At 73.7% G+C, this 22,150-nt stretch carries 14 protein-coding genes and 1 tRNA gene; 11 read left to right on the forward strand and 4 right to left on the reverse strand.

The window, feature by feature from the left end; genetic code table 11:
• Positions 1 to 207: 207 nt before the first annotated feature.
• The 6 genes from OG294_RS23605 (at position 208) to OG294_RS23630 (ending at position 5,668) form a co-directional block, all read left to right on the forward strand.
• Positions 208 to 280 (forward strand) — tRNA-Gln (locus tag OG294_RS23605).
• Positions 281 to 480: 200 nt separating this feature from the next.
• Positions 481 to 1,938, forward strand: a complete 1,458-nt coding sequence (glmU, locus tag OG294_RS23610; protein WP_327068529.1) for a bifunctional UDP-N-acetylglucosamine diphosphorylase/glucosamine-1-phosphate N-acetyltransferase GlmU — start codon at positions 481 to 483, stop codon at positions 1,936 to 1,938.
• A gap of 204 nt (positions 1,939 to 2,142) precedes the next feature.
• Positions 2,143 to 3,120, forward strand: coding sequence for a ribose-phosphate diphosphokinase (locus tag OG294_RS23615; protein ID WP_327068530.1), 978 nt, complete (start codon positions 2,143 to 2,145; stop codon positions 3,118 to 3,120).
• Between the two features lie 344 nt (positions 3,121 to 3,464).
• On the forward strand, positions 3,465 to 4,058 hold the full coding sequence (locus OG294_RS23620) for a 50S ribosomal protein L25/general stress protein Ctc (protein WP_327068531.1): 594 nt from the start codon (positions 3,465 to 3,467) through the stop codon (positions 4,056 to 4,058).
• Between the two features lie 97 nt (positions 4,059 to 4,155).
• Positions 4,156 to 4,737: an aminoacyl-tRNA hydrolase gene (gene pth / locus OG294_RS23625; RefSeq protein ID WP_327068532.1), complete on the forward strand. Its 582-nt coding sequence runs from the start codon at positions 4,156 to 4,158 to the stop codon at positions 4,735 to 4,737.
• Between the two features lie 187 nt (positions 4,738 to 4,924).
• A complete protein-coding gene (locus tag OG294_RS23630) occupies positions 4,925 to 5,668 on the forward strand; it encodes a hypothetical protein (RefSeq protein ID WP_327068533.1) in 744 nt (247 codons plus the stop codon).
• A gap of 71 nt (positions 5,669 to 5,739) precedes the next feature.
• Here OG294_RS23630 and ppc read toward each other — a convergent pair whose 3' ends face one another.
• The gene (gene ppc, locus OG294_RS23635; RefSeq protein ID WP_327071640.1) at positions 5,740 to 8,526 is read right to left on the reverse strand and encodes a phosphoenolpyruvate carboxylase; all 2,787 of its coding nucleotides are present in this window, start codon (positions 8,524 to 8,526) and stop codon (positions 5,740 to 5,742) included.
• 251 nt (positions 8,527 to 8,777) lie between these two features.
• Between ppc and OG294_RS23640 the strand changes: the two genes are divergently transcribed.
• Positions 8,778 to 10,049 (forward strand): sensor histidine kinase, encoded by a 1,272-nt coding sequence (locus tag OG294_RS23640; protein ID WP_327068534.1) that lies wholly within the window; start codon positions 8,778 to 8,780, stop codon positions 10,047 to 10,049.
• A 134-nt stretch (positions 10,050 to 10,183) separates the two neighbouring features.
• On the opposite strand, the gene OG294_RS23645 is transcribed toward OG294_RS23640, so the two are convergent.
• Positions 10,184 to 10,723, reverse strand: coding sequence for an SUKH-3 domain-containing protein (locus OG294_RS23645; RefSeq protein ID WP_327071641.1), 540 nt, complete (start codon positions 10,721 to 10,723; stop codon positions 10,184 to 10,186).
• A gap of 97 nt (positions 10,724 to 10,820) precedes the next feature.
• Complete coding sequence (locus OG294_RS23650) at positions 10,821 to 11,285, reverse strand: YwqJ-related putative deaminase (protein WP_327068535.1); 465 nt, start codon at positions 11,283 to 11,285, stop codon at positions 10,821 to 10,823.
• A gap of 267 nt (positions 11,286 to 11,552) precedes the next feature.
• Here OG294_RS23650 and OG294_RS23655 point away from each other — a divergent pair, with 267 nt between their 5' ends.
• From OG294_RS23655 to OG294_RS23665, 3 genes are all read left to right on the forward strand, one after another.
• Positions 11,553 to 12,554: an SMI1/KNR4 family protein gene (locus tag OG294_RS23655; RefSeq protein WP_327068536.1), complete on the forward strand. Its 1,002-nt coding sequence runs from the start codon at positions 11,553 to 11,555 to the stop codon at positions 12,552 to 12,554.
• 82 nt (positions 12,555 to 12,636) lie between these two features.
• Positions 12,637 to 15,102, forward strand: coding sequence for an SUKH-4 family immunity protein (locus tag OG294_RS23660; RefSeq protein ID WP_327068537.1), 2,466 nt, complete (start codon positions 12,637 to 12,639; stop codon positions 15,100 to 15,102).
• A 164-nt stretch (positions 15,103 to 15,266) separates the two neighbouring features.
• Complete coding sequence (locus OG294_RS23665; protein WP_327068538.1) at positions 15,267 to 16,628, forward strand: hypothetical protein; 1,362 nt, start codon at positions 15,267 to 15,269, stop codon at positions 16,626 to 16,628.
• 43 nt (positions 16,629 to 16,671) lie between these two features.
• On the opposite strand, the gene OG294_RS23670 is transcribed toward OG294_RS23665, so the two are convergent.
• Positions 16,672 to 17,943, reverse strand: a complete 1,272-nt coding sequence (locus tag OG294_RS23670) for a nucleotide sugar dehydrogenase (protein WP_327068539.1) — start codon at positions 17,941 to 17,943, stop codon at positions 16,672 to 16,674.
• A gap of 537 nt (positions 17,944 to 18,480) precedes the next feature.
• Between OG294_RS23670 and mfd the strand changes: the two genes are divergently transcribed.
• A complete protein-coding gene (gene mfd / locus OG294_RS23675; protein ID WP_327068540.1) occupies positions 18,481 to 22,119 on the forward strand; it encodes a transcription-repair coupling factor in 3,639 nt (1,212 codons plus the stop codon).
• The last annotated feature ends 31 nt before the right edge of the window (positions 22,120 to 22,150 follow it).

Genomic DNA, 22,150 nt, shown 5'->3' on the forward strand with positions numbered 1-22,150 from the left:
CGGCGCCGGGCGTCGCTGGGCCGGAGCCTACGAATGCGTAACTTACGGCATCGTAGGTTGCTGTGCCTGCCAAGGGAAGCAGGTCGCGCCGACCGTCGGCGGGGTTGGGCCGAACGGCGTGGCAGCTGGGTCGAACGGTGTGGCGCGCCCTGGGGATCGAAGGCGATACCCAGTCAGGGGAGGACTCCGGTATGGTCTGAGCAGCCATCCGCCGTGGGGTAATCGGCAGCCCGCAGGCCTTTGAAGCCTTGCAGTGTTGGTTCGAATCCAACCGGCGGAGCACTTCGCGCGGCCGGGGTCCAGCGCCCCGGTCGCGCGCTTGTCGTTTACCGACCTGGGCGTGACGCTGTGCGGGCATGGGCGGATTGCGCGGTTATTCTCGGGTCTGGTCATTTCTCGGGCCCTTCTCGATGGCGCGGCGTGCGGAGCCCGCCCATCCGGACCCGACCCGCTTCCGGTCACCCCCAAGGAGCCTCCCGCGTGAGCGCCAACCCCCTTGCCGCCGTCATCGTGCTCGCCGCCGGTGAAGGCACCCGGATGAAGTCGAAGGCCCTGCCCAAGGTGCTGCACCCGATCTGTGGCCGCAGCCTGCTGGGACACGTGGTCACCGCCGCCCAGGAGCTGACGCCCCAGCAGCTGGTGGTGGTGATCGGCCATCTGAAGGAGCAGGTCGCCGAGCACCTGGGCGCCGAGCACCCGCAGGCCCGCACGGTGGTGCAGGACGAGCAGAACGGCACCGGCCACGCGGCCCGGATCGCGCTGGAGGCACTGGCCGCCGACGGGATCACGCTGGACGGCACGGTGCTGGTCACCTACGGGGACGTCCCGCTGCTGACCGCGGAGACCATGCGCGCGCTGGTCCACCAGCACACCCTGGAGGGCAACGGCGTCACCGTGCTGACCGCCGAGGTCCCCGACCCGAGCGGCTACGGCCGGATCCTGCGCGACCCGCAGCACGGCAGCGTCACCGCGATCGTCGAGCACAAGGACGCCGACGCGGCCCAGCTGGCGATCACCGAGATCAACTCCGGCGTCTACGCCTTCGACGGCAAGCTGCTGGCCGACGCGCTGGCCCGGATCGGCACCGACAACGTGCAGGGCGAGGAGTACCTGACCGACACCCTGGAGATCCTGCGCGAGGCCGGCCACCGGGTGGGCGCGATGGTCGCCGCCGACCACCGCGACATCCTGGGGATCAACGACCGGGTCCAGCTCGCCGAGGCTCGCCGGCTGCTCAACGACCGCCTGCTGGTGGCCGCGATGCGGGCCGGTGTCACCGTCGTCGACCCGGCCACCACCTGGATCGACGCGCAGGTGGGCTTCGAGCCGGACGCCGTCCTGCTCCCCGGCACCCAGCTGCACGGCGCCACCCACCTGGGCGAGGGCTGCCAGGTCGGCCCGAACAGCACCCTGACCGACACAGTGGTCGGGGCCGGTGCCACGGTGAGCAACGCGGTGGTCGAGCAGGCCGAGATCGGCGCGGGCGCCAGCGTCGGCCCGTTCGCCTACCTGCGCGGCGGGGTCGCGCTCGGGGCCAAGGGCAAGATCGGCACCTTCGTCGAGGTCAAGAAGTCGAGCATCGGCGCCGGCGCCAAGGTGCCGCACCTGTCCTACATGGGCGACGCCACCATCGGCGAGGGCGCCAACGTGGGCGCGGCCACGGTCACCGCCAACTGGGACGGGGTGAACAAGAACCCCACCACGATCGGTGCGCACGCCCGGGTCGGCACCGACAACATGCTCATCGCCCCGGTCACCATCGGTGACGGCGCCTATACCGGCGCCGGCTCGGTGATCAGCAAGGACGTGCCCCCCGGCGCGCTCGGCGTGAACCGCGCACAGCAGCGCAACATCGAGGGCTGGGTGGCGCGCAAGCGCCCCGGCACTGCTTCGGCCGAGGCCGCCGCCGCCGCGCTGGGCCAGCCCGCCGAGGCCTGAGCCACCCCGCTCAGCGGTGCTGCGGCCCTCCCGGGCCGGACGCTTCACGGGCGGGCGCGTAACCTGGTGTACATACGTGCGCCGTGGGGCTGTAGCCCGTGCCGTGGCGTACCCAATCCCTCGTCGACCACCGGCCCGGACGGCTCCCGCTGTCCGGGTGCGGCGCGGCGGGACCATGCGGCAGCAACACGAGGAGACGGTGCAGTGAGCGGGATCACGACGTCGGGTGAGAAGAAACTGAAGCTCTTCTCCGGCCGTGCCCACCCCGAGCTGGCGAAGGAGGTGGCCGCGGCGCTGGGCACCGAGCTCGTCCCGACCAAGGCCCTGGACTTCGCCAACGGCGAGATCTACGTCCGCTTCCTGGAGTCCGCCCGGGGGGCGGACTGCTTCGTGATGCAGAGCCACACGGCTCCCATCAACCAGTGGATCATGGAACAGCTGATCATGATCGACGCGTTGAAGCGGGCCTCGGCCAAGAGCATCACCGCGATCCTGCCGTTCTACGGCTACGCCCGTCAGGACAAGAAGCACCTGGGCCGCGAGCCCATCTCGGCGCGCCTGGTCGCCGACCTGCTGGCCCAGGCCGGTGCCGACCGGATCATGGCCGTGGACCTGCACACCGCGCAGATCCAGGGCTTCTTCGCCGGCCCGGTCGACCATCTCTTCGCGCTCCCGCTGCTCGCCGACTACGTCGGTGAGAAGGTCGACCGCAGCAAGCTCACCATCGTCTCGCCGGACGCCGGCCGGGTGAAGGTGGCCGACCAGTGGTGCGACCGCCTGGACGCCCCGCTGGCGATCATCCACAAGCGCCGCGACATGAGCCAGGCCAACACCATCCTCTCCGCCGAGGTGGTCGGTGACGTCCGGGACCGGGTCTGCGTCCTGGTCGACGACATGATCGACACCGCCGGCACCATCTGCGCCGCGGCCGACGCGCTCTTCGAGGCCGGCGCCGCCGACGTCATCGTGGCCGCCACCCACGGCGTGCTGTCCGGCCCCGCCGGCGACCGGCTGAAGAACTCGCGGGTCAGCGAGTTCGTCTTCACCAACACGCTGCCCTGCCCGGCCGACCTCCAGCTGGACAAGGTCACCACCCTCTCCATCGCCCCCTCGATCGCCGCCGCGATCCGTGAGGTCTTCGAGGAGGGCTCGGTGACCTCGCTCTTCGAGGGCGTGCACTGAGCGTGTGTGAATCGGGTTCTCCGCGGGCTTCCCGCTGAAGGCCCGTCAGGTCCGATCGGCCCCGTCGCTGCTGGCGACGGGGCCGATTTCACGGTTGACGAGTGCTGCGGTTAGACTCGTGAGACTGCTCGGCGAGGGATGCCGCGCGCCCATCGGGCGCGTGCTCCGTGATCGACGCGCTGCCGGGGTCGGAGTACCGACCGTTGGCAGAGTCGTCCCGCCGCCGAGCGAACCCCCCAGTGTTTAAGGGTGTGGTCCCGGCGGCTTCGTGCTGTTCGGGCCTCGTATGACCACCGTACGAGTGTTGCCTGCACCCCCCCGCCAGTCTTCCGAGGAGTGCAGTCGTGTCCGAGATCCGCCTTGCCGCCGAGCCCCGCAACGAGTTCGGCAAGGGTGCCGCCCGCCGCGCCCGCCGCGCCGGCTTCGTCCCCGGTGTCGTCTACGGTCACGGCCACGCCCCGGTTCACCTGAACCTGCCCGGCCACGACCTGATGATGGCCCTCAAGACCCCGAACGCCCTGCTGGTCGTCCCGATCGAGGGCAAGGACGAGTTCGTCCTGCCGAAGGCCGTCCAGCGCGAGGCCATCAAGCGCACCATCGAGCACGTCGACCTGCTGCTGGTCAAGCGCGGCGAGAAGGTCACCGTCGAGATCCCGGTCCTGACCGAGGGCGAGCTGGCCCCCGGCGGCAACCTGGTCGAGCACGTGCTGAACACGCTGCCGGTCGAGGCCGAGGCCACCCACCTGCCCGAGTCGGTCACCGTCTCGATCGAGGGCCTGGAGGCCGGCGCCTCCATCGTGGCCGGCGACATCGCGCTGCCCAAGGGCACCTCGCTGGCCGTCGAGGCCGACGCCGTCGTGCTGCAGGTCATCGGCGCCCAGGCCTCGCAGGCCGACGCCGACGCCGAGGCCGCCGCTGAGGCCGCCGCCGAGGCCTGAGCCTCCCGGTAGTTCCACTGCCGCTGCCCCGGCTCCCCGTGTGGGAGCCGGGGCAGCTGTGTGTCCATGATGATGAGGTATCGGAGGAGGAGCGCAGATGAGCGGTGAGGCGTACAGCGGCCCCTGGCTGATCGTGGGCCTGGGCAATCCCGGCGAGGGCTACGCCCGCAACCGGCACAACATCGGCTTCATGGTGGCCGACCTGCTGGCCGAGCGGATCGGTGCCAGGTTCAAGACGCACAAGAGCCGCGCCCAGGTCGCCGAGGGCCGGCTGGTCGGGCAGCGGGTGGTGCTGGCCAAGCCGATGACCTTCATGAACCTCTCCGGCGGCCCGGTCACCGCACTGCGCGACTTCTACAAGGCGCCGGCCGCCGCGGTGGTGGCGGTCCACGACGAGCTGGACATCGACTACGCGACCCTGCGGCTCAAGCTCGGCGGCGGCGACAACGGCCACAACGGGCTCAAGTCGATCACCAAGTCGCTCGGCCCGGACTACTACCGGGTGCGCTGCGGCATCGGCCGCCCGCCGGGCCGGATGGAGGTCGCCGACTTCGTCCTGAAGGACTTCTCCGGTGCCGAGCGCAAGGAGCTGGACTGGTTCGTGGACCGATCGGCCGACGCCGTCGAGGCGCTGCTGACCGAGGGTCTGGAGCGGGCCCAGGGCACCTACAACACCTGACTCCCAGCCGGCTCACAGCTGACCTGACGTCAGCTCGGCGCCCTCGTATGACGGATAGGGCAACAGTCGTACAACTCTTCGCCGCAGCCCCCTCTCCGCGGCCGGATCGCTTTGGCGCATCGGGTACGGTCGACCCGGACTCGGGAAGATAGGGGCGCTGGTGGGCGCGGGGTTGGGCTCGGCACGCATGGCCGGCACATGGGTTCTGGCGGTCACGGCGCTGTTCTCCGGCGCCGCACTCGCTCGCGCGGCCGAGCCGAGCGGCTCACCCGCGCCCTCGGCGAGTGCGACGCTCTCGCCGACGCCGGCGGCGAGCAGTACGGCACCCTCGCCGGTGCCCACCGCGGTGGCGGCCAGCGGGCCGCCGACCGACGCGGCCACGCCCGCGGCACCGCATCCGCCCACGGCTTCGCCGAGCACCACGGCCGGCCCCAGCTGTCCGCCGCTGCCGGGCGCCGACGCCTCGGCCACCGCCTCGCCCGGGCAGTCGGCCGGGGCGGCACCGCAACCGCCGTCCCAGCCTCCCGCCTCGGCCCAGGCCGACGCCTCGGCCACCGCCTCGCCGGGAGCCTCGCCGACGGAGCTGCCCAGCGGCTGCCCCAGCCCGACGCCGACCCCCACGCCCTCGGCCAACCGCACCTCGGCGATCTCGGTCGGCGGCGGCCGGGGCGGCAGCGGCCGGTTGCGCCAGGCGGCCCCGCAGCCCGTCTCCAGCGCGCTGGACGCCCAGCTGGTCGACGACCCGCCGGCGACCGCCGCGCCGTCGCCCGCGCCGACCCCGGCCCCCGAGACCGCGGCGCTCTCCGGCGCCTTCATCTCCACCCTGGGCGGCAACGCCGGCATCCCGGCGGTGGCCGGCGGCCTGGTGGTCGCGGCCGGCGGTGGCGCGCTCTGGCTCAAGCGCCGCCGCACCGACAAGGAGACCGGCTGACCCGAGCCGGCCGAAACGCCAGGGGCCCGCTCGCCTGCACGGCGAGCGGGCCCCTTCGGCTTGTCGGTCCGTCAGCCGGTGTTGCGCAGGCCGGCCGCGATGCCGTTGACGGTCAGCAGCAGCGCGCGGGCCCGCAGCGGGTCCTCGGGCCGGCCGCCGGCGACCTCCTCGCGCTGGCGGCGCAGCAGCGCCACCTGCAGGTAGGAGATCGGGTCCAGGTAGGCGTCGCGGACGGTGAAGGTCTGCTTGAGCACCGGGTTGTGCTCCAGCAGCTCGCTCTCGCCGGTCAGCCGCAGCACCTCGCGCAGCGTCAGGTCGTGCTCGGCGGTGATCTGGTCGAAGATGTGCCGCAGCTCGGCGGGGACCAGCTGCTCGACGTAGTGACGGGCGATCCGCAGATCGGTCTTGGCCAGCGTCATCGCGACGTTGGACAGGAAGTTGCGGAAGAAGTGCCACTTGCCGTACATCTCCGGCAGCACGTCGCCCAGGCCCGCCTCGCGGGCGGCGGCCAGGCCGGAGCCGACGCCGTACCAGCCGGGGACGATCTGGCGGGACTGGGTCCAGCCGAAGACCCACGGAATGGCCCGCAGGCCGTCCAGTCCGGCGCCCGAGTCGGGACGGCGCGAGGGGCGCGAGCCCAGGTGCAGCGAGGCGAGCTGGTCGACCGGGGTGGCGGCGAAGAAGTACTTCGGCAGGTCCTCCTGCTCCACCAGGCCCCGGTAGGCGGTGTGCGCGGCCTGCGAGACCACGTCCATCGCGGCGTCCCAACGGGCCAGCTCCTCGGGGGCCTGGCGCGGGGAGGTGTGCATGGCGGAGGCGGCCAGCGTGGCGGAGAGGGTGAGCTCCAGGTTCTCCCGGGCCAGCGAGGGCAGCAGGTACTTGTCGGAGATCACCTCGCCCTGCTCGGTCACCTTGATCTCGCCCTCCAGGGTGCCCCAGGGCTGCGCCAGGATCGCCTCGTGCGAGGGGCCGCCGCCGCGGCCGACCGTGCCGCCGCGGCCGTGGAACAGGCGCAGCCGGATGCCGTAGCGGTGGGCCACGTCGCGCAGTCGGCGCTGGGCGCGGTGGATCTCCCACTGGGAGGTGGTGATGCCGCCGAACTTGGAGGAGTCGGAGTAGCCGAGCATGACCTCCTGGATGTCCCCGCGCAGCGAGACCAGCAGGCGGTAGGAGGGGTCGGAGAGCATCTCCTCCAGGATCCGGTCCGCCTGCTGCAGCTCCTCGGTGGTCTCCAGCAGCGGCACGATGCCGATCCGGGCGACCCCGGCGTGCAGGTCGATCAGGCCGGCCTCGCGGGCCAGCACGGCGGCGGCGAAGACGTCGTCCGCACCCTGGCACATCGAGATGATGTAGCTCTCGACGATCTCGTCGCCGAACCGCTCGAAGCCCTCGCGGATGGTGGTGAAGACGCCCAGCGTCTTGGTGCCCGCGGCGTCCAGCGGCGCGGGGGTGGGGGCCAGCGGGCGGCGCGAGCGCAGCTCCTTGGCGAGCAGCCGCTGGCGGTACTCGCGCGGCATGTCGTTGTAGCGCCAGGCCTCCTCGCCGAGCCGGTCGAAGAGCTGGCCGAGCGCGTGGTGGTGGGCCTCGGCGTGCTCGCGCACGTCCATGGTGGCCAGCTGGAGGCCGAACGCCTCGACGGTGCGGATCGCGCGGGCCAGGCGGCCGTCCGCGATCAGCTCGCCGCGGTGCGAGCGCAGCGAGTCCTGGATCAGCTTGAGGTCGGCGATCAGCTCGCGGGTGCCCAGGTAGTCGCGGCCGTCCAGGTGCGGGGTGCCGGCGGCCAGCCGCTCGCGGGTGTTCTCCAGCTTCAGCCGCACGCAGGTGGCCTTGAGCCGGTACGGCTCCTCGGCGTTCATCCGCTTGTAGCGCGGGCTCAGCTCGGGCAGCAGCTTGAGGTCGGCCTCCAGCGAGGCGAGCAGCTGCTCGGAGGCACCGGCCAGGCGCACCGAGGTGGAGAGCGTGTTGCGCAGGTCGTCGACCGCGTCCAGGGCGTCCTTGATGCCGTACTCGTGCTGCAGGTTGAGCACGTCCCAGGTGACCTGCGGGGTGACGTTGGGGTTGCCGTCCCGGTCGCCGCCGATCCAGGTGCCGAAGGTCAGCGGGCGGACCCCCTCGGGCAGCGCGACGCCGACCCGGGCCAGCTCCTCGTGCAGCTCCTCCAGCACCTCGGGGACGGCCTCGCGGTACAGCTCGTCCAGGTAGTAGACGGCGTTGCGGGCCTCGTCGGTGGGCTCGGGGCGGGCGATCCGCAGCTCGTCGGTCTGCCAGAGCAGGTCGATGACCTCGGCGAGGCGGCGGTCGGCCGAGCGCTTGGCCGAGGTCAGCCGGGCCGAGTCGGTGGGGGAGATGCCCGCGGCGGCGTGCTCGCGGTGGATCCGCTCCAGCAGTTCACCGATCCGGCGCAGCTTGTTCAGCACGCTGCGGCGGGCGGCCTCGGTGGGGTGCGCGGTGAAGACCGGGCGGACCGCCAGGTTGGCCAGTGTGTCGGCCAGGTGCTTGGGGTCGGCCTCCACCAGCTGGTCGGCGGTCTGCGCCAGCAGCGAGCCCTCGCGGGCCCGGCGGGCGGCGAACTCGCGGCCGCGGTGCACCTGCTCGGTGACGTTGGCCAGGTGGAAGTAGGTGGAGAAGGCCCGCACCAGCTTGGCCGCGGTCTCCAGATCGATGTTGGCGAGCAGCTCCGCGGTGGCCTCGCCGTCGGTGCGGCTCAGCAGTCGGACCTGTTCGACCAGGCCGAGCACCTCGGCGCCCTCCTGGCGGACCAGGGTCTCGCCGAGCAGGTCGCCCAGGCGGCGGATGTCGGCCCGCAGGGCCGCGTTGTCGGCGGCGGGGTCGGCGTTCGGCAGCTCCACGGCGGCCAGACTGGCGCCTGAACGCCCGGTGGGCGGCTGGTCGGCACTCGGGTGGTCGGCCGAGGTGGGGACCTGAGCGGTCACGGCTGGCTCCCTGGGGTGGTGGGCTTCGGCTTCGGCGGACCGCGCTGTCCGACCGGACCAGCATATGGGGAGGTCCTTGCCCCGCGGTCGACTCGGTCGAATGGCGGACAGCGCGGCGCATGGGGAGCCGAGAACTGGGTGGGGCCGCAGGGGACGCCTCACTTAGGCTGTCCCGTATGAGCATGTCGCCTGGGGAGGGCGCACCGGACCGCGGCCTGTGGTGGTGGGACCGGCGGCGCAGTGCGCTGCTGGACGCGGTGCTGGCCCTGCTGGCCGCCGTGGAGTGTGCGCTGGGCGGCTACGGCCTGGTCCGCGACCGTTTCCACCTGGGCCACGGGTACGCGATCGCGGCTGCGGTGATCGGTGCGCTGGCCGGCGCCAGCCTGCTGGTGCGGCGGCGCTGGCCGACCGTGCCGGTGCTGGTCTCGATGGTCCTGGTCCCCGGACTGTTCGGGATCGTGCTGCTGGTCGTCGCGCTCTACACGCTCTGCTCCACCTGGACCTGGCCCTCGGGGCGCAGACAGGTGGTGGCGCTCACCGCGGTGATCTTCGTGGAGACGCTGGGCATGGTGCTCTTCGCGATGCTCACCACGGAGCCGCAGCCGGGCCAGCAACTGCCGGCCACCTGGGTCTTCGTGCTCTTCTCGGTGCTGGTGGCGGTCGGGCTGACCGTCTCGCCGGTGGTGGGCGGCCTCTACATCGGCGCCCGGCGCCGGCTGATCGAATCGCTCAAGGACCGGGCCCAGGGCCTGGAGGCGGAGCTGGACCTGCTCGCCGAGCGGGCCAGGGAGCGGGCCCGGCGGGCCCGGCTGGAGGAGCGCACCCGGATCGCCCGCGAGATGCACGACGTGGTGGCGCACCGGGTCAGCCTGATGGTGGTGCACGCGGGCGCCGTGGAGCGGATCGCGCTGCGGGAGCCGCAGAAGGCGGCGCAGAGCGCCAAGCTGATGGCCGAGACCGGGCGCCAGGCGCTGGACGAGCTGCGCGAGATCCTCGGCGTGCTGCGGATGAGCGAGGAGGCGCCGGCCGAGAGCCCGCTGGGGCTGGCCGAACTGCCGCGGCTGATCGACCAGTCCAGGGCGGCCGGGATGCAGGTGACGCTGACCGTCAGCGGCGACCGCCGGCCCTACCGCGGGGACGCCGAGCAGACCGCCTACCGGGTGGTGCAGGAGGGGCTGACCAACGCGCACAAGCACGCCGGTGGCGCGCGGGTCGCCGTCCTGCTGGCCTACGTGCCCAACGGGGTGCGGGTGGCCGTGGTGAACGAGCGGCCGGTCGGCGGTGACCAGGTCAGGCTGCCCAGCGGGGGCAACGGGCTGGTCGGCATGGAGGAGCGGGTGGTCGCGCTGGGCGGCAGCTTCACGGCCGGGCCGCAGCAGGAGGGCGGGTTCCGGGTGGAGGCGCTGCTGCCCTCGCGGCTGGCGCAGCGCAGTGACCGGCTGGGCTGAGGCCGGCCGAGCTGAGGCCTGGCTGCGCTGAGGCCGGCTCAGGGCTCGCGGGCGGAGATCCGTGCGGAAGCTTCACAACTTTGCTGAACCCGGCTCGCCGCCCGGGCGCCGCGGAGCACGCCCGGGAGCACGGCTCAGAGCGGGTCGGTGACGGTCCGCAGTCGCTCCGGCCGGGTGCCCAGGACCAGCGCGGTGACCGCCTGGTCGAGGTCGGCGCCCAGGAACCACTCGCCGGTGTGGTCCAGGCTGTAGACCCGGCCCGCCTCGTCGATCGCGAGCAGCGCCTGGCCGTAGTGCTCCTCGCCCAGCGGCGCCACCCGGCTGTCCAGCGCGCGTGACAGGTCGGCCAGCGTGCGCGGCAGGTGCAGGCCGCAGATCGGGTCGAGCAGGAACGGGGTGCGGGCCAGTTCACGCCCGGCGCCGCCGAGGTCGAAGGAGAGCCCGCCGAACTCGGCCCAGGCCTCGATGGCAGCGGGGAAGACCGCGTGCTGGACGCCGTCGGCGGAGTGCCGGGAGAGCAGCTCGTCGGCCCACTCCTCGGCGCGGCGGATCTCCCAGCGGCCCGGGTGCCAGCCGGCCTGCTTGAGCGCCGCGGCGACGTCGGCGGGAAACCTGGGCTGGGAGCGTACGGCGGCGGACGCTGGGCCTGCGGCCGGTGACGTGAGCGGGTTCAGGGGGGACTCCGGTGTCGGGGGACAGGGGCGGCACGCGACCTGGGCGGCGCTGCGGGGCTACTGGTTCACGGCCTCGGCCGCCGGGCCACGGGCCGGTTCAGGCCGGATCGGACCTGGGCCCGACCACCACGCTCTGCACGGTGAGGTGTTCGAGCAGCGGTGCGCAGGAGCGGCAGGGCGGCGCGTGGGTGCCGTGCGCCGGGTCGTCCTGCTCGCGGATCCGCACGGTGGTCAGCTTGGCGCCCTTGAGCGCCTTGCGGGCGTCGTGCAGGCTCAGCGGCTTCTTCGCGGCGCGCTTGGAGCGGCTGCTGTCCACCGTGGTCAGGTACTGCGAGAGCAGCACGGCCTCCGGGCAGCGCCCGGTGAAGCGTTCGCGGTGCTCCAGCGGCAGCCGGGCCAGGAAGTCACCGACCAGCGGGTGCAGCGCGGGCTCCTGGTCGGCCTTGCGGCCGGCCAGCGTGTGCACCTCGCCACCGCGCAGGGAGAGCGCCGCGGCCACGGCGGGCAGCAGGCTGTCCCGGTGGTGGCGCAGCAGGGGTGCGACCGGCGGACCCTCGTCCACGGCTGCTCCTCTCGCTCTGTCGGCTGGTCCTCTGTCGGGCGGGTCGGACGAACCCGCTCATACGTCAGCCTGCCAAACGTTTCGGACAGTGGATCACTCGGGGGGCGGGCCCGCGTACTGAGACTCCGTCAGGCGCACCAATTGTTCACAACTTGATCACAGGGCTCCGGTTCGCCCCGGCCGCCGGACCAGGACGTCCGTCCGAACCCGGGACCCCATACCCTGGTGGCTAGCTAAATCGGCTTCAGCGCAGTGGGGGCACCCAGAATGACGACAGGTCGGCCCGGCATCGCCGCCGTGCCCAACGCGGCCTACGCGGGTCAGGTGGTTCACTTTCCCGACCCGGTGCGGGCGGCCAAGTACCCCGACGGGGTGCGGGTCGATGCCCAGGGGTACCCGGACTTCGGTGCGTACGCCGCGGCGGCGGCCGAGGTCGCGGACCCGCCCGAGGGCTTCGGCGTGGACGAGCTGCGGCTGACCGACTACGTGTCCGCCAATGCCGCGCTGTTCAGCCAGGGACACGAGCTGTGGGCCGATCAGGAGTGCGCCGTGGCCACCCCGGCGGGCTGGACCTGGCACCACGCGGTCGGCGGCGCGGCCCACGGCTGGCGCCGGATGGAGCTGATCCCGGTCGAGGTCAAGGCGCTGCTGCGGCACCACGGCGGCCTGGCCCGCTCGGCCGCCGACCACGCCCGGCGCGGCACCCGCCCGCTCCAGGAGCGCAAGGCCGTGCACTTCCCGCTCTCCAAGGAGGGCGCCGACCCGCTGACCGTCGGTGAGGACATGGTCCAAGCGGCCGAGGAGCGGCTCGGCTACCGGCTGCCCGGGCCCTACCGCGGCTTCCTCAAGCTGGCCGGCGGCCGGACCCCGGCGGGCGTGGCGCTCGACACCGACCTCGGACTCCTGCTCGACCAGCCGTTCCTGACGCTCAGCGAGGAGTACGGCGTCGAGGACCTGGTCTACGTCAACAAGTGCCTGCGGGACCACCTGACCAAGGACTACCTCGGCATCGCCTTCGTCCAGGGCGGCATCCTGGCCCTCAAGGTGCGGGGCGAGCAGCTGGGTTCGGTCTGGTTCTGCCTCTATGACGACGCCCGCGACAACGGCGCCCCCGAGGAGGCGGCCGACCGGGTACGGCGGTTGCTGCTGCCCTGCGGGGACAGCTTCGACGACTTCCTGCTCCGGCTGGCCGGCAGCCCGCCGGAGCTGGAGACGGTCGCGGAGCTGATGGTGGACGGCGGGTTCGCCCGCGCGGTGCCGGTGTCGTGAGGCGGTCGGTCAACAGCCGGCGGGCCGGCGGTGCGATCGGTGGGAGCGGACGGCCGGAGCAAGAGGACAGGGGCGAGGCAGCATGATGACGTACGCGCAGGCACAGGACCTGGCGACGGAGTGGATCAACGGCGGGGTGTCGCCCTTCCAGCAGCGCGAGGTGCGGGTACGGGAGTTCGACCTCGGCTTCGTCTGCTGGGCCGAGGACCGCGACGGCGGCCCCTCCTCGGACGGCGGGGCGGTCAAGCTGGTGATCGCCCGGGAGACCGGGGCGAGCACGCTCTGGCCCGCGCTGCCGGTCAACGAGGTGGTGCACCGCTACGAGGCGCAGTACGGCCGGCCGGCCCAGGGCAGCGCGCCCGGGGCGGTCAAGCCGGTGCCCGCTCCGGCCGAGGCGACCTCCTTCCTGCTCAGCCCGCCGCAGTGGATGCTGGACGCCGGTGCGGCGGTGATCGCCGCCGAGGCGGAACGGCTGGGGTCGGCGCAGGGCGCCGACCAGGGGCCGGCTCCGGCCGAGCCCGCCGAGCCCGCCGCGCCCGCCGCGCCGGTCGAGCCCGTCGGGCCGATCGCCGGGCCCCCGCCGGTCCCGGGCCTGCCCGATCAGGTGCCGCCCGTGCCGGTGATGGCCCAGCCCGCGCCGCCCGCGGTGCCGGCTGCGCCTGCCGTGCTGACGGAGCCGCCGGTCTCGGACCGGCCGGCCGGTGACGCACCGACCATGCTCGCGCCGCCCAGCTGGGAGCTGGAGGAGCACGGCGAGGAGCGGCCGGCGGCCCCGGCCACCCCGCCGGAGGCCATGACGGTCCGGATGCCGCCGCCGGCCGCCGAGGCGCCCGTCGCGGCGCCGCCTGTTCCGGTGCCCGCGCCTGCCGCGCCCCAGGCGCCGGTGGGCGGGTACGCGCCGACCATGCTGGCGTCGGACGGTCCGCCCGGCCTGATGGGCCTGCCCGGCGCGCCGGTCGCGTCGGCACCGCCCGCGCCGGCCGTGCCCGCACCCGTCGGGCCCCCCGTCCCGCCGTCCCCCGCCCCCGGCGTCGAGTACGCGCCGACGATGCTCGCCTCCGACGGCCCGCCCGGCCTGATGGGCCTGCCCGGCGCCCCCGTGGCGCCCCCGGCGGGCGGCCGTGGTGGTGTCGGCGCTCCGCCGCCCCCGCCGCCCGGCGGGCTGCTGCACGCGGGTGGCAGTGGCGCGGAGGCCCCGGCAGCCGCCGGTGGCCGCGGGTCCGGCAGCACGCCGCCGCCCCCGCCGCCCGGTGCGCTGCGTGGCGCGCCTGCTCACCCCGGTGCGCCGGTGGCGCCCCCGGCGGGCGGTCGTGGCGGCGTCGGCGCTCCGCCGCCCCCGCCGCCGGGAGCGCTGCGCGGTGCGGCCGCGCCCGCCGCCGGTAGCGGGGACCTGGCCGACGCCGACACCTCCAAGGCCGCCCCGCCGTCCCGTCAGGGCGCCCAGGGCGGTGGCGTCGCGCACGCCGCGACCCAGCTGGCCTCGGTCCTCCCGGGCGCCCCCGGCCTCCCCGGCGCCCCCGGTGCCGCCGCGCCGGTCCCCGGGCTGCCGCCGCAGGGCGCCCCGGTGCCGCCGGGCGTGCCGACCGTCGGCCCCGGCTACCTGGCCGTGCTCAGCTACCGCGCCCCCGACGGCTCCGAGCAGAAGGTGATGCACCGCAGCGAGCCCGGCACCCCGCACCCGGAGTGGCGGATCCTGCAGGAGCTGCGCCGGCTCGGCGTGCCGGCCGAGCAGGTGCTGGAGCTGCACACCGAACTGGAGGCCTGCGACCTGCCCGGCGGCTACTGCTCCCGGCTGATCGCCTCCTCCTGGCCCAACGTGCGGATCACCCACACCGCCGGGTACGGCCGCGAGCACCAGGCCCGCCAGGCCGGCATGGCGCACCTGCTCAACCACCTGGACGAGCTGCACCAGCTGGCCGCCGGCCCGCGCCGCCCGCGTCCGGTCCGGGTGCCGCTGCCCGCTCCCGGCAGCATCCCGCCGGCCGCCCCCGTCCCGCCGCAGCAGATCGGTGCCGAGCTCGCGCAGTACTTCGGCCCCGCCGTCTTCCGCTACGAGCAGCGGGCGGTCTCCCGGCAGGGGGTGCCCGAGGCGGTGGCGCAGACCCTGGTCTGGGCGGGCCTGCCGACCAGCTTCGGGCCGTTCTTCTGGGCGCACGCACCGGAGAACCGGCCGATCCCGACGCTGGCCGAGCTGGCCGCCGAGCGCGGTCGCCAGGCCGCGCCCGACGCGGGCGGCTACCTGGTGCTCGGGAACGACTACGGACGGCAACTCTGTGTGCAGTACGGCACAGCGGCCGTGGTCGCGGTGGACCTGGAGGGAACCGCGCAGGCCCCGCGCTTCGTCAACACTGGCGTACCGGAGTTCGTCCGGTCGCTCGCCCTGCTCGGTCGGATGTGGCCGTTGCGCTACGGCCTGACCCCGGATCAGGCCGGGCGCTGGACCACCGACTTCCAGGCCGAGCTGGCCGCGATCGACCCGGCCGCCCTCCAGGCACCGGACACCTGGTGGGCGGTCCTCCTGGAGCAGTTCTGGGACGGCCTGCTCTAGCCGTCAGCACGGCTGGGGCTGGGGTCGCACCGTGGGTGCGGCCCCAGCCGGTGGTGTCGCTTCCTTGGGCTTTCCAGATGATCTGCGCAAAATAGGTCAAGAGGATCGCAGGAAACGAGCGCAGGCAAATTCGTGCCCAGCCGGCACTGAGGGGAAGACAGCAGATGAGCGACGCCATCCCGTCGTACGGCTTCACCGCTGCCCGGCGCGGCTACGCGCCCGAGCAGGTCGACCGCGCGCTGATCGCGCTGACCTCCCAGCGGGACGAGGCCTGGCAGCAGCTGAGCTGGCTCGGCGCCCAGATCCGCGAGCTCGAGGCGGTGCTGGCAGCCACCCGCAAGGCCGCCGCCGAGGCGCCGGAGCCCGACTACACCACCCTCAGCGAGCAGGCCGCCGACCTGATGGCCATCGCCGACAACGAGGCCCGCCAGGTGCGCGACAAGGCCGAGCGGTTCGCCGAGGACACCCGCGACGAGACCTACCAGGCCGGCCAGGAGCTGCAGGCCGAGGCGGCCGCGTACGCGACCGCCACCCGTGCCGAGGCCGACCTGGCCGCCCGCCGCATCGACGAGCGCACCCGCGCCGAGGCCGAGAAGCTGCGGGGCGAGGCCGACGCCGATTCCCGCGCGATCCGGGACGGCGCGACCGCCGAGGCCGCCAAGATCCGGGTCGCCGCCGCCGAGGCGGGCGAGCGGGCCGAGACCAAGCTGGCCGAGCTGCGCCGTGACGCCGACGAGCGGTTCGCCGCCGAGGAGGCGGCTGCCGCCGCCGAGGACGCCAAGATCTCGCAGGCCGCGGAGCGCCGCCTCAAGGAGGCCGAGCAGCACCGCGAGTCGGTGCTCAGCCTGATCAAGCAGATCGACACCGACGCCCAGGCCAAGGCCGACCGCCTGATCGAGCAGGCCCGCCGCGAGGCCGACAAGATCGAGGCGGCCAGCGCCGCGGAGCGCGCGGCGTTCGACAAGCGGCTGGAGACGGTGCAGACGCACCTGGACCACATCAAGGGCACGCTCGCCTCGCTGACCGGCAAGGCCGTCGGCATGATCGAGCCGGCCGGGCCCGGCACCGCGGTGACGCAGGTGACCGCGGCGGCTCCGGCGGTCCAGGAGACCCAGGTGACCGAGGTGATCCCGACGGTCCAGGCGACCGACCCGGAGGCCGACACCGGCGAGGTCCCGCTGCCGCCCGCGCCGGCCGCGCCGCCCACGCTGCCGACCGCCTCCTCCGACGCCCCGACCACGGTGCTGCGCCTGCCCGCCGACCTGCGCGACGCGCCCGCGCCGCCGCCCCCGGGCGGCACCCCGCCGGTCGACCCGCGCACCGCCCTGCGCGCCGCCGGTGCCGCCCAGCCGCCGCTCCCGCCCCGCCCGGCCACCCCGCCGCCGACCGCCCAGGGCAGCGGTGCCGCCCCGGTCGCCGGGCCGGCGCCCGAGGACGAGACCAGGATCATCCCGAAGATCGTGATCATCGACGACGGCACCGAGATCGACTCGCTGCCGAACACCGTGGGACGTCGGCGGACCTGACCTCCGGTGCGGAGCGCGCGTGCCAGCGCGCGATGCGCTCGGCCTAGAGCACCTCGACCGCCGCGCCGGTGAGGCGGCGTCGGCAGTCCAGGACGTACCGGGCGTGTTCGGTGATCGTGGCGTAGTCGAAGTCGTCGTGGTCGGCCAGCAGGACCACCGCGTCCGCCGCCGTCAGCTCCTCGGGGCTGGCGGTGACGCGGGTGACACGGGAGAAGGGGCCGCGCTGGCCGGGCAGGTGGACGCGGGCCACGTGCGGATCGGCGGCGCGGACCTCGGCGCCCATCCGGGTGAGCAGCTCGGCGACCCGGGCGGCGGGGGTCTCGCGGGCGTCCCCGGTGTTCTTCTTGTAGGCCAGGCCGAGCAGCAGGATGCGCGAGCCCTTGACCGCCTGGCGGCGCTCGTTCAGCGCGGTGGCCAGGCGCCGCACCACGTAGTCGGGCATGTGGCTGTTGACGTCGTTGGCCAGCTCGACGAAGCGGAACGACCGGCCGAGCGCCCGCTCGACCCGCCAGGACAGGAACGAGGGGTCGATCGGCAGGCAGTGCCCGCCCACCCCCGGGCCCGGGTCGAAGCGCAGGTAGCCGAACGGCTTGGTGGCGGCGGCGTCGATCGCCTCCCAGATGTCGATGCCCAGCTCGTGGGCGAACACCGCGAGCTCGTTGACCAGGGCGATGTTGACGTGCCGGAAGGTGTTCTCCAGCAGCTTGGCCAGCTCGGCCTCCTTGCACGAGGAGACCGGCACCGTGCGCTCCACCAGCTGCCGGTAGAAGTCGTCCACCGCGTGCAGCGAGTCGGTGTCGATGCCGGAGACCACCTTCGGGGTGTTCTCCAGCCGCCACTGCTGGTTGCCCGGGTCGATCCGCTCGGGGCTGTAGCCGACCTGGAAGTCGATCCCGGCGCGCAGCCCCGAGCCCTTCTCCAGCAGCGGGGTGAGCAGCTCCTCGGTGGTGCCGGGATAGGTGGTGGACTCCAGCACCACCAGCGCGCCGGGCCGCAGCCGCTCGGCCAGCAGCCGGCCGGAGGCCTCGATGAAGGAGAGGTCGGGCACCCCGTCCCGCAGCGGGGTGGGCACGGTGATCACGGCGACGTCGAAGCCGGCCAGGTCGGCCGGCTCCGCGGAGGGCCGGTAGCTGCCGTCGGCGAGCAGCGGCCGCAGCCGCGCGTTCGGGATGTCCTCCACGTACGAGTCGCCGCCGGCCAGCCGGGCGATCCGGCGCCGGTCGATGTCGTATCCGACGACCCGGTGGCCGACCTCGGCGGCGCGAACCGCGAGCGGGAGTCCGACGTAGCCCTGACCGGCGATGACGACACGCATGGCGCTCAGCGTAGGGAGCGGGCGGCGCGGAAGTCGGTGGGCAGCACCCGTGCGGCGCAAAGATCACCGGAAAGAGGAGCCCGGACCGCGGCGGCCCCGAACGGCGGAGTGGAAACTGGGCCAGGACCCGTGGCGCCCTCCAGGAAAGGGCGCCACGACTCCCGACGCTCGGGCGGGCGCCCCCACCCAGGGTCGCCCGGCCTCGCACCCCGACCCCCATCGGAGTGCGCTGGTCCCGCTGCGCCATCCCCCACGGTTGGAGCGGCGGGCACGTGATCCATCCTGCGCGGTGTCCATGGACTCCCAGTGACAGGAGTGTGTCCAATTCTTGACAATCGACCCTCCCGTCCGAACCGCAGGTCATGCCCATGGCCAGGCGGGAGCGGGTGACTGACGGAGTCGGCGTCGGTTGCTCGGCGTACCCTGGGAGCCTGACCCGGCCCCTGCACCGCGAGTGCCGGGCCCATCAAGCTGCCCGGTCGCAGATGAACGTCAGGCCGGGCGCTCCGCCTGGACGCAACGGGACGAGAAGACTCCATGAGCCTGACCGGTTTGCTCGATGTCGTGGTTCGCGACACCGCCCTCGCCGAGGCGATCGAGGCGGCGGCCAGCGGCCATCGCCCGCATCTCGACCTGGTCGGCCCGCCCGCCGCGCGGCCGTTCGTGGTCGCCGCGCTGGCCCGCTCGCTGGCCGCGGGGGCCGGCGAGCGGGGCCGCCCGGTGCTCGCGGTGACCGCCACCGGTCGGGAGGCCGAGGACCTGGCCGCCAGCCTGCGTTCGCTGCTGCCGCCGGACGCCGTCGCGGAGTACCCCGCCTGGGAGACGCTGCCGCACGAGCGGCTCTCGCCGCGCTCGGACACCGTGGGCCGCCGGCTCGCGGTGCTGCGCCGGATCGTTCATCCGCGGGCCGACGACCCGTCCGCCGGGCCGGTGCAGGTGGTCGTCGCGCCGGTCCGCTCGGTGCTGCAGCCGCAGGTCAAGGGGCTGGCCGAGCTGGAGCCGGTGGCGCTGCGCGGTGGCGGGTCGGCGGACCTGGACGAGGTGGCGCGGCGGCTGGCCGCGGCTGCCTATGCGCGGGTCGAACTGGTCGAGAAGCGCGGTGAGTTCGCGGTGCGCGGCGGCATCCTGGACGTCTTCCCGCCGACCGAGGAGCACCCGCTGCGGGTGGAGTTCTGGGGCGACGAGGTCGAGGAGATCCGGTACTTCAAGGTCGCCGACCAGCGCTCGCTGGAGATCGCCGAGCACGGGCTGTGGGCGCCGCCCTGCCGGGAGCTGCTGCTCACCGAGCAGGTGCGGGCACGGGCCGCGGAGCTCGCCGTGCGCCACCCCGAGCTGGCCGAGATCCTGGACAAGATCGCCGAGGGGATCGCGGTCGAGGGCATGGAGTCGCTGGCCCCGGTGCTGGTGGACGACATGGAGCTGCTGCTCGACGTGCTGCCGGCCGGCTCGGTCACGGTGGTCTGCGACCCCGAGCGGGTCCGCACCCGGGCGGCCGACCTGGTGGCGACCAGTCAGGAGTTCCTGCACGCCTCCTGGGTGGCGGCGGCCTCCGGCGGTGACCGCCCGATCGACGTCGAGCAGATCGACGTCTCCGCCGCCTCGCTGCGCTCGCTGGCCGAGGTGCGCGAGCACGCCGGCGCGATCGGCCTGCCCTGGTGGTCGGTCAGCCCGTTCGCGACCAGCGACGCGGAGGTCGGCTCGGCACTGGCCCGCGGCGAAGCCGCTGACTGGCACAGTGACGGCAACACGCTGACCCTGGGCATGCACGCGGTGGAGGCCTACCGCGGCGACACCGCGCGGGCCGTGGCGGACGCCAAGGAGCGGCTGACCGCCGACTGGCGGGTCGTCATGGTGACGGAGGGTCAGGGTCCGGCCTCCCGGCTGGCGGAGGTGCTCGGCAACGAGGGCATCGCGGCCCGGCTGGTCCCGGACCTGACCCAGGCGCCCACCCGCGACGTCGTCCACGTCGCCTGCGGCTCGATCGAGCACGGCTTCGTGGACGAGGCGCTCAAGCTCACGGTGATCACCGAGACCGACCTGTCCGGGCAGCGCTCCTCCACCAAGGACATGCGCCGGATGCCGTCCCGGCGGCGCAACGCGATCGACCCGCTGGCCCTGGCGGCCGGCGACTACGTGGTGCACGAGGCGCACGGGGTGGGCCGCTACGTCGAGATGGTGCAGCGCACCGTCCAGGGCGCCACCCGCGAGTACCTGGTGCTGGAGTACGCGCCGGCCAAGCGCGGGCACCCCGGCGACCGGCTCTTCGTGCCGACCGACCAGCTGGACCAGGTGACCAAGTACGTCGGCGGCGAGGCCCCGACCCTGCACCGGCTCGGCGGCGCGGACTGGGCCAAGACCAAGCAGCGGGCCAAGAAGGCGGTCAAGGAGATCGCCGCCGACCTGATCAAGCTCTACTCGGCCCGGATGGCCGCCCCCGGGTACACCTTCGGGCCGGACACGCCCTGGCAGCGCGAGCTGGAGGACGCGTTCCCGTACGCGGAGACGCCCGACCAGCTGACCACCATCGCCGAGGTCAAGTCCGACATGGAGAAGTCGGTCCCGATGGACCGGCTGATCTGCGGCGACGTCGGCTACGGGAAGACCGAGATCGCTGTGCGCGCGGCCTTCAAGGCGGTGCAGGACGGCAAGCAGGTGGCCGTGCTGGTGCCCACCACGCTGCTGGTGCAGCAGCACTTCTCGACCTTCGCCGAGCGGTACGCCAACTTCCCCGTGGTGGTCAAGGCGCTGTCACGGTTCCAGAGCGACACCGAGGCGAAGGCGGTCCTGGAGGGCCTGCGCGACGGGTCGGTGGACGTGGTGATCGGTACCCACCGGCTCTTCTCCAGCGAGACGAAGTTCAAGGACCTCGGCCTGGTCATCGTGGACGAGGAGCAGCGCTTCGGCGTCGAGCACAAGGAGCAGCTGAAGAAGCTGCGGGCCAACGTGGACGTGCTGACGATGTCCGCGACCCCGATCCCGCGCACCCTGGAGATGGCGGTCACCGGCATCCGCGAGATGTCCACCATCACCACCCCGCCGGAGGAGCGGCACCCGGTGCTGACCTTCGTCGGCCCCTACGACGAGAAGCAGATCTCGGCCGCGATCCGGCGTGAACTGCTGCGCGAGGGACAGGTCTTCTACATCCACAACCGGGTCGAGTCGATCGACAAGGCGGCTGCCCGGCTCAAGGACCTGGTGCCGGAGGCGCGGATCGCCACCGCGCACGGGCAGATGGGGGAGACGGCCCTGGAGAAGGTGGTGGTCGACTTCTGGGAGAAGGAGTTCGACGTGCTGGTCTCCACCACGATCGTCGAGTCGGGCATCGACATCTCCAACGCCAACACGCTGATCGTGGAGCGCGGCGACACCTTCGGCCTCTCCCAGCTGCACCAGCTGCGCGGCCGGGTGGGCCGTGGCCGAGAGCGCGGCTACGCCTACATGCTCTACCCGCCGGAGAAGCCGCTCACCGAGACCGCGCACGAGCGCCTGGCCACCATCGCCCAGCACACCGAGATGGGCGCGGGCATGTACGTGGCGATGAAGGACCTGGAGATCCGCGGTGCGGGCAACCTGCTCGGCGGCGAGCAGTCCGGGCACATCGCGGGCGTCGGCTTCGACCTCTACATGCGGATGGTCGGCGAGGCGGTGGCCGAGTTCCGCGAGTCGCTGGCGGGCGGTGGCGGGGAGGTGGAGGAGGAGCCGCTGGAGGTGAAGATCGAGCTGCCGGTGGACGCCCACGTGCCGCACGACTACGCACCGGGCGAGCGGCTGCGCCTGCAGGCGTACCGCTCGATCGCCGCGGTCAACTCCGAGGCCGACATCGAGCAGGTGCGCGCCGAACTCACCGACCGCTACGGCAAGCTGCCCGACCCGGTGGAGAACCTGCTGCTGGTGGCGGCGCTGCGGCTGTACGCGCGGCGCTGCGGGGTCGCGGACATCACGCTGCAGGGCGCGAACGTGCGCTTCGGCCCGGTCGAGCTGCGCGAGTCCCAGCAGCTGCGGCTGAACCGGCTCTACCCGCGCAGCCAGGTCAAGGCGGCCACCTCGCAGGTGCTGGTGCCGCGGCCGACGACCGCGCGGATCGGCGGCAAGCCGGTGGTCGGACGGGAGCTGCTGGCCTGGTGCGGGACCTTCCTGACCACCATGTTCGAGGAGCTGGCGGCGGCGAAGAAGTAGCGGACCCCCGGTTCCTGGGCGGCGGGTGGCC

It is taken from the genome of Kitasatospora sp. NBC_01302 (assembly GCF_035976515.1).
GTDB lineage: Bacteria > Actinomycetota > Actinomycetes > Streptomycetales > Streptomycetaceae > Kitasatospora.

Bases quoted from the DNA above. Each gene is read 5' to 3' on its own strand.
- pth (WP_327068532.1), top strand. From the start codon at position 4,156: ATGAGCGGTGAGGCGTACAGCGGCCCCTGGCTGATCGTGGGCCTGGGC.
- OG294_RS23630 (WP_327068533.1), top strand. From the start codon at position 4,925: ATGGCCGGCACATGGGTTCTGGCGGTCACGGCGCTGTTCTCCGGCGCC.
- OG294_RS23640 (WP_327068534.1), top strand. From the start codon at position 8,778: ATGAGCATGTCGCCTGGGGAGGGCGCACCGGACCGCGGCCTGTGGTGG.
- OG294_RS23655 (WP_327068536.1), top strand. From the start codon at position 11,553: ATGACGACAGGTCGGCCCGGCATCGCCGCCGTGCCCAACGCGGCCTAC.
- OG294_RS23660 (WP_327068537.1), top strand. From the start codon at position 12,637: ATGATGACGTACGCGCAGGCACAGGACCTGGCGACGGAGTGGATCAAC.
- OG294_RS23665 (WP_327068538.1), top strand. From the start codon at position 15,267: ATGAGCGACGCCATCCCGTCGTACGGCTTCACCGCTGCCCGGCGCGGC.
- OG294_RS23670 (WP_327068539.1), bottom strand. From the start codon at position 17,943: ATGCGTGTCGTCATCGCCGGTCAGGGCTACGTCGGACTCCCGCTCGCG.
- mfd (WP_327068540.1), top strand. From the start codon at position 18,481: ATGAGCCTGACCGGTTTGCTCGATGTCGTGGTTCGCGACACCGCCCTC.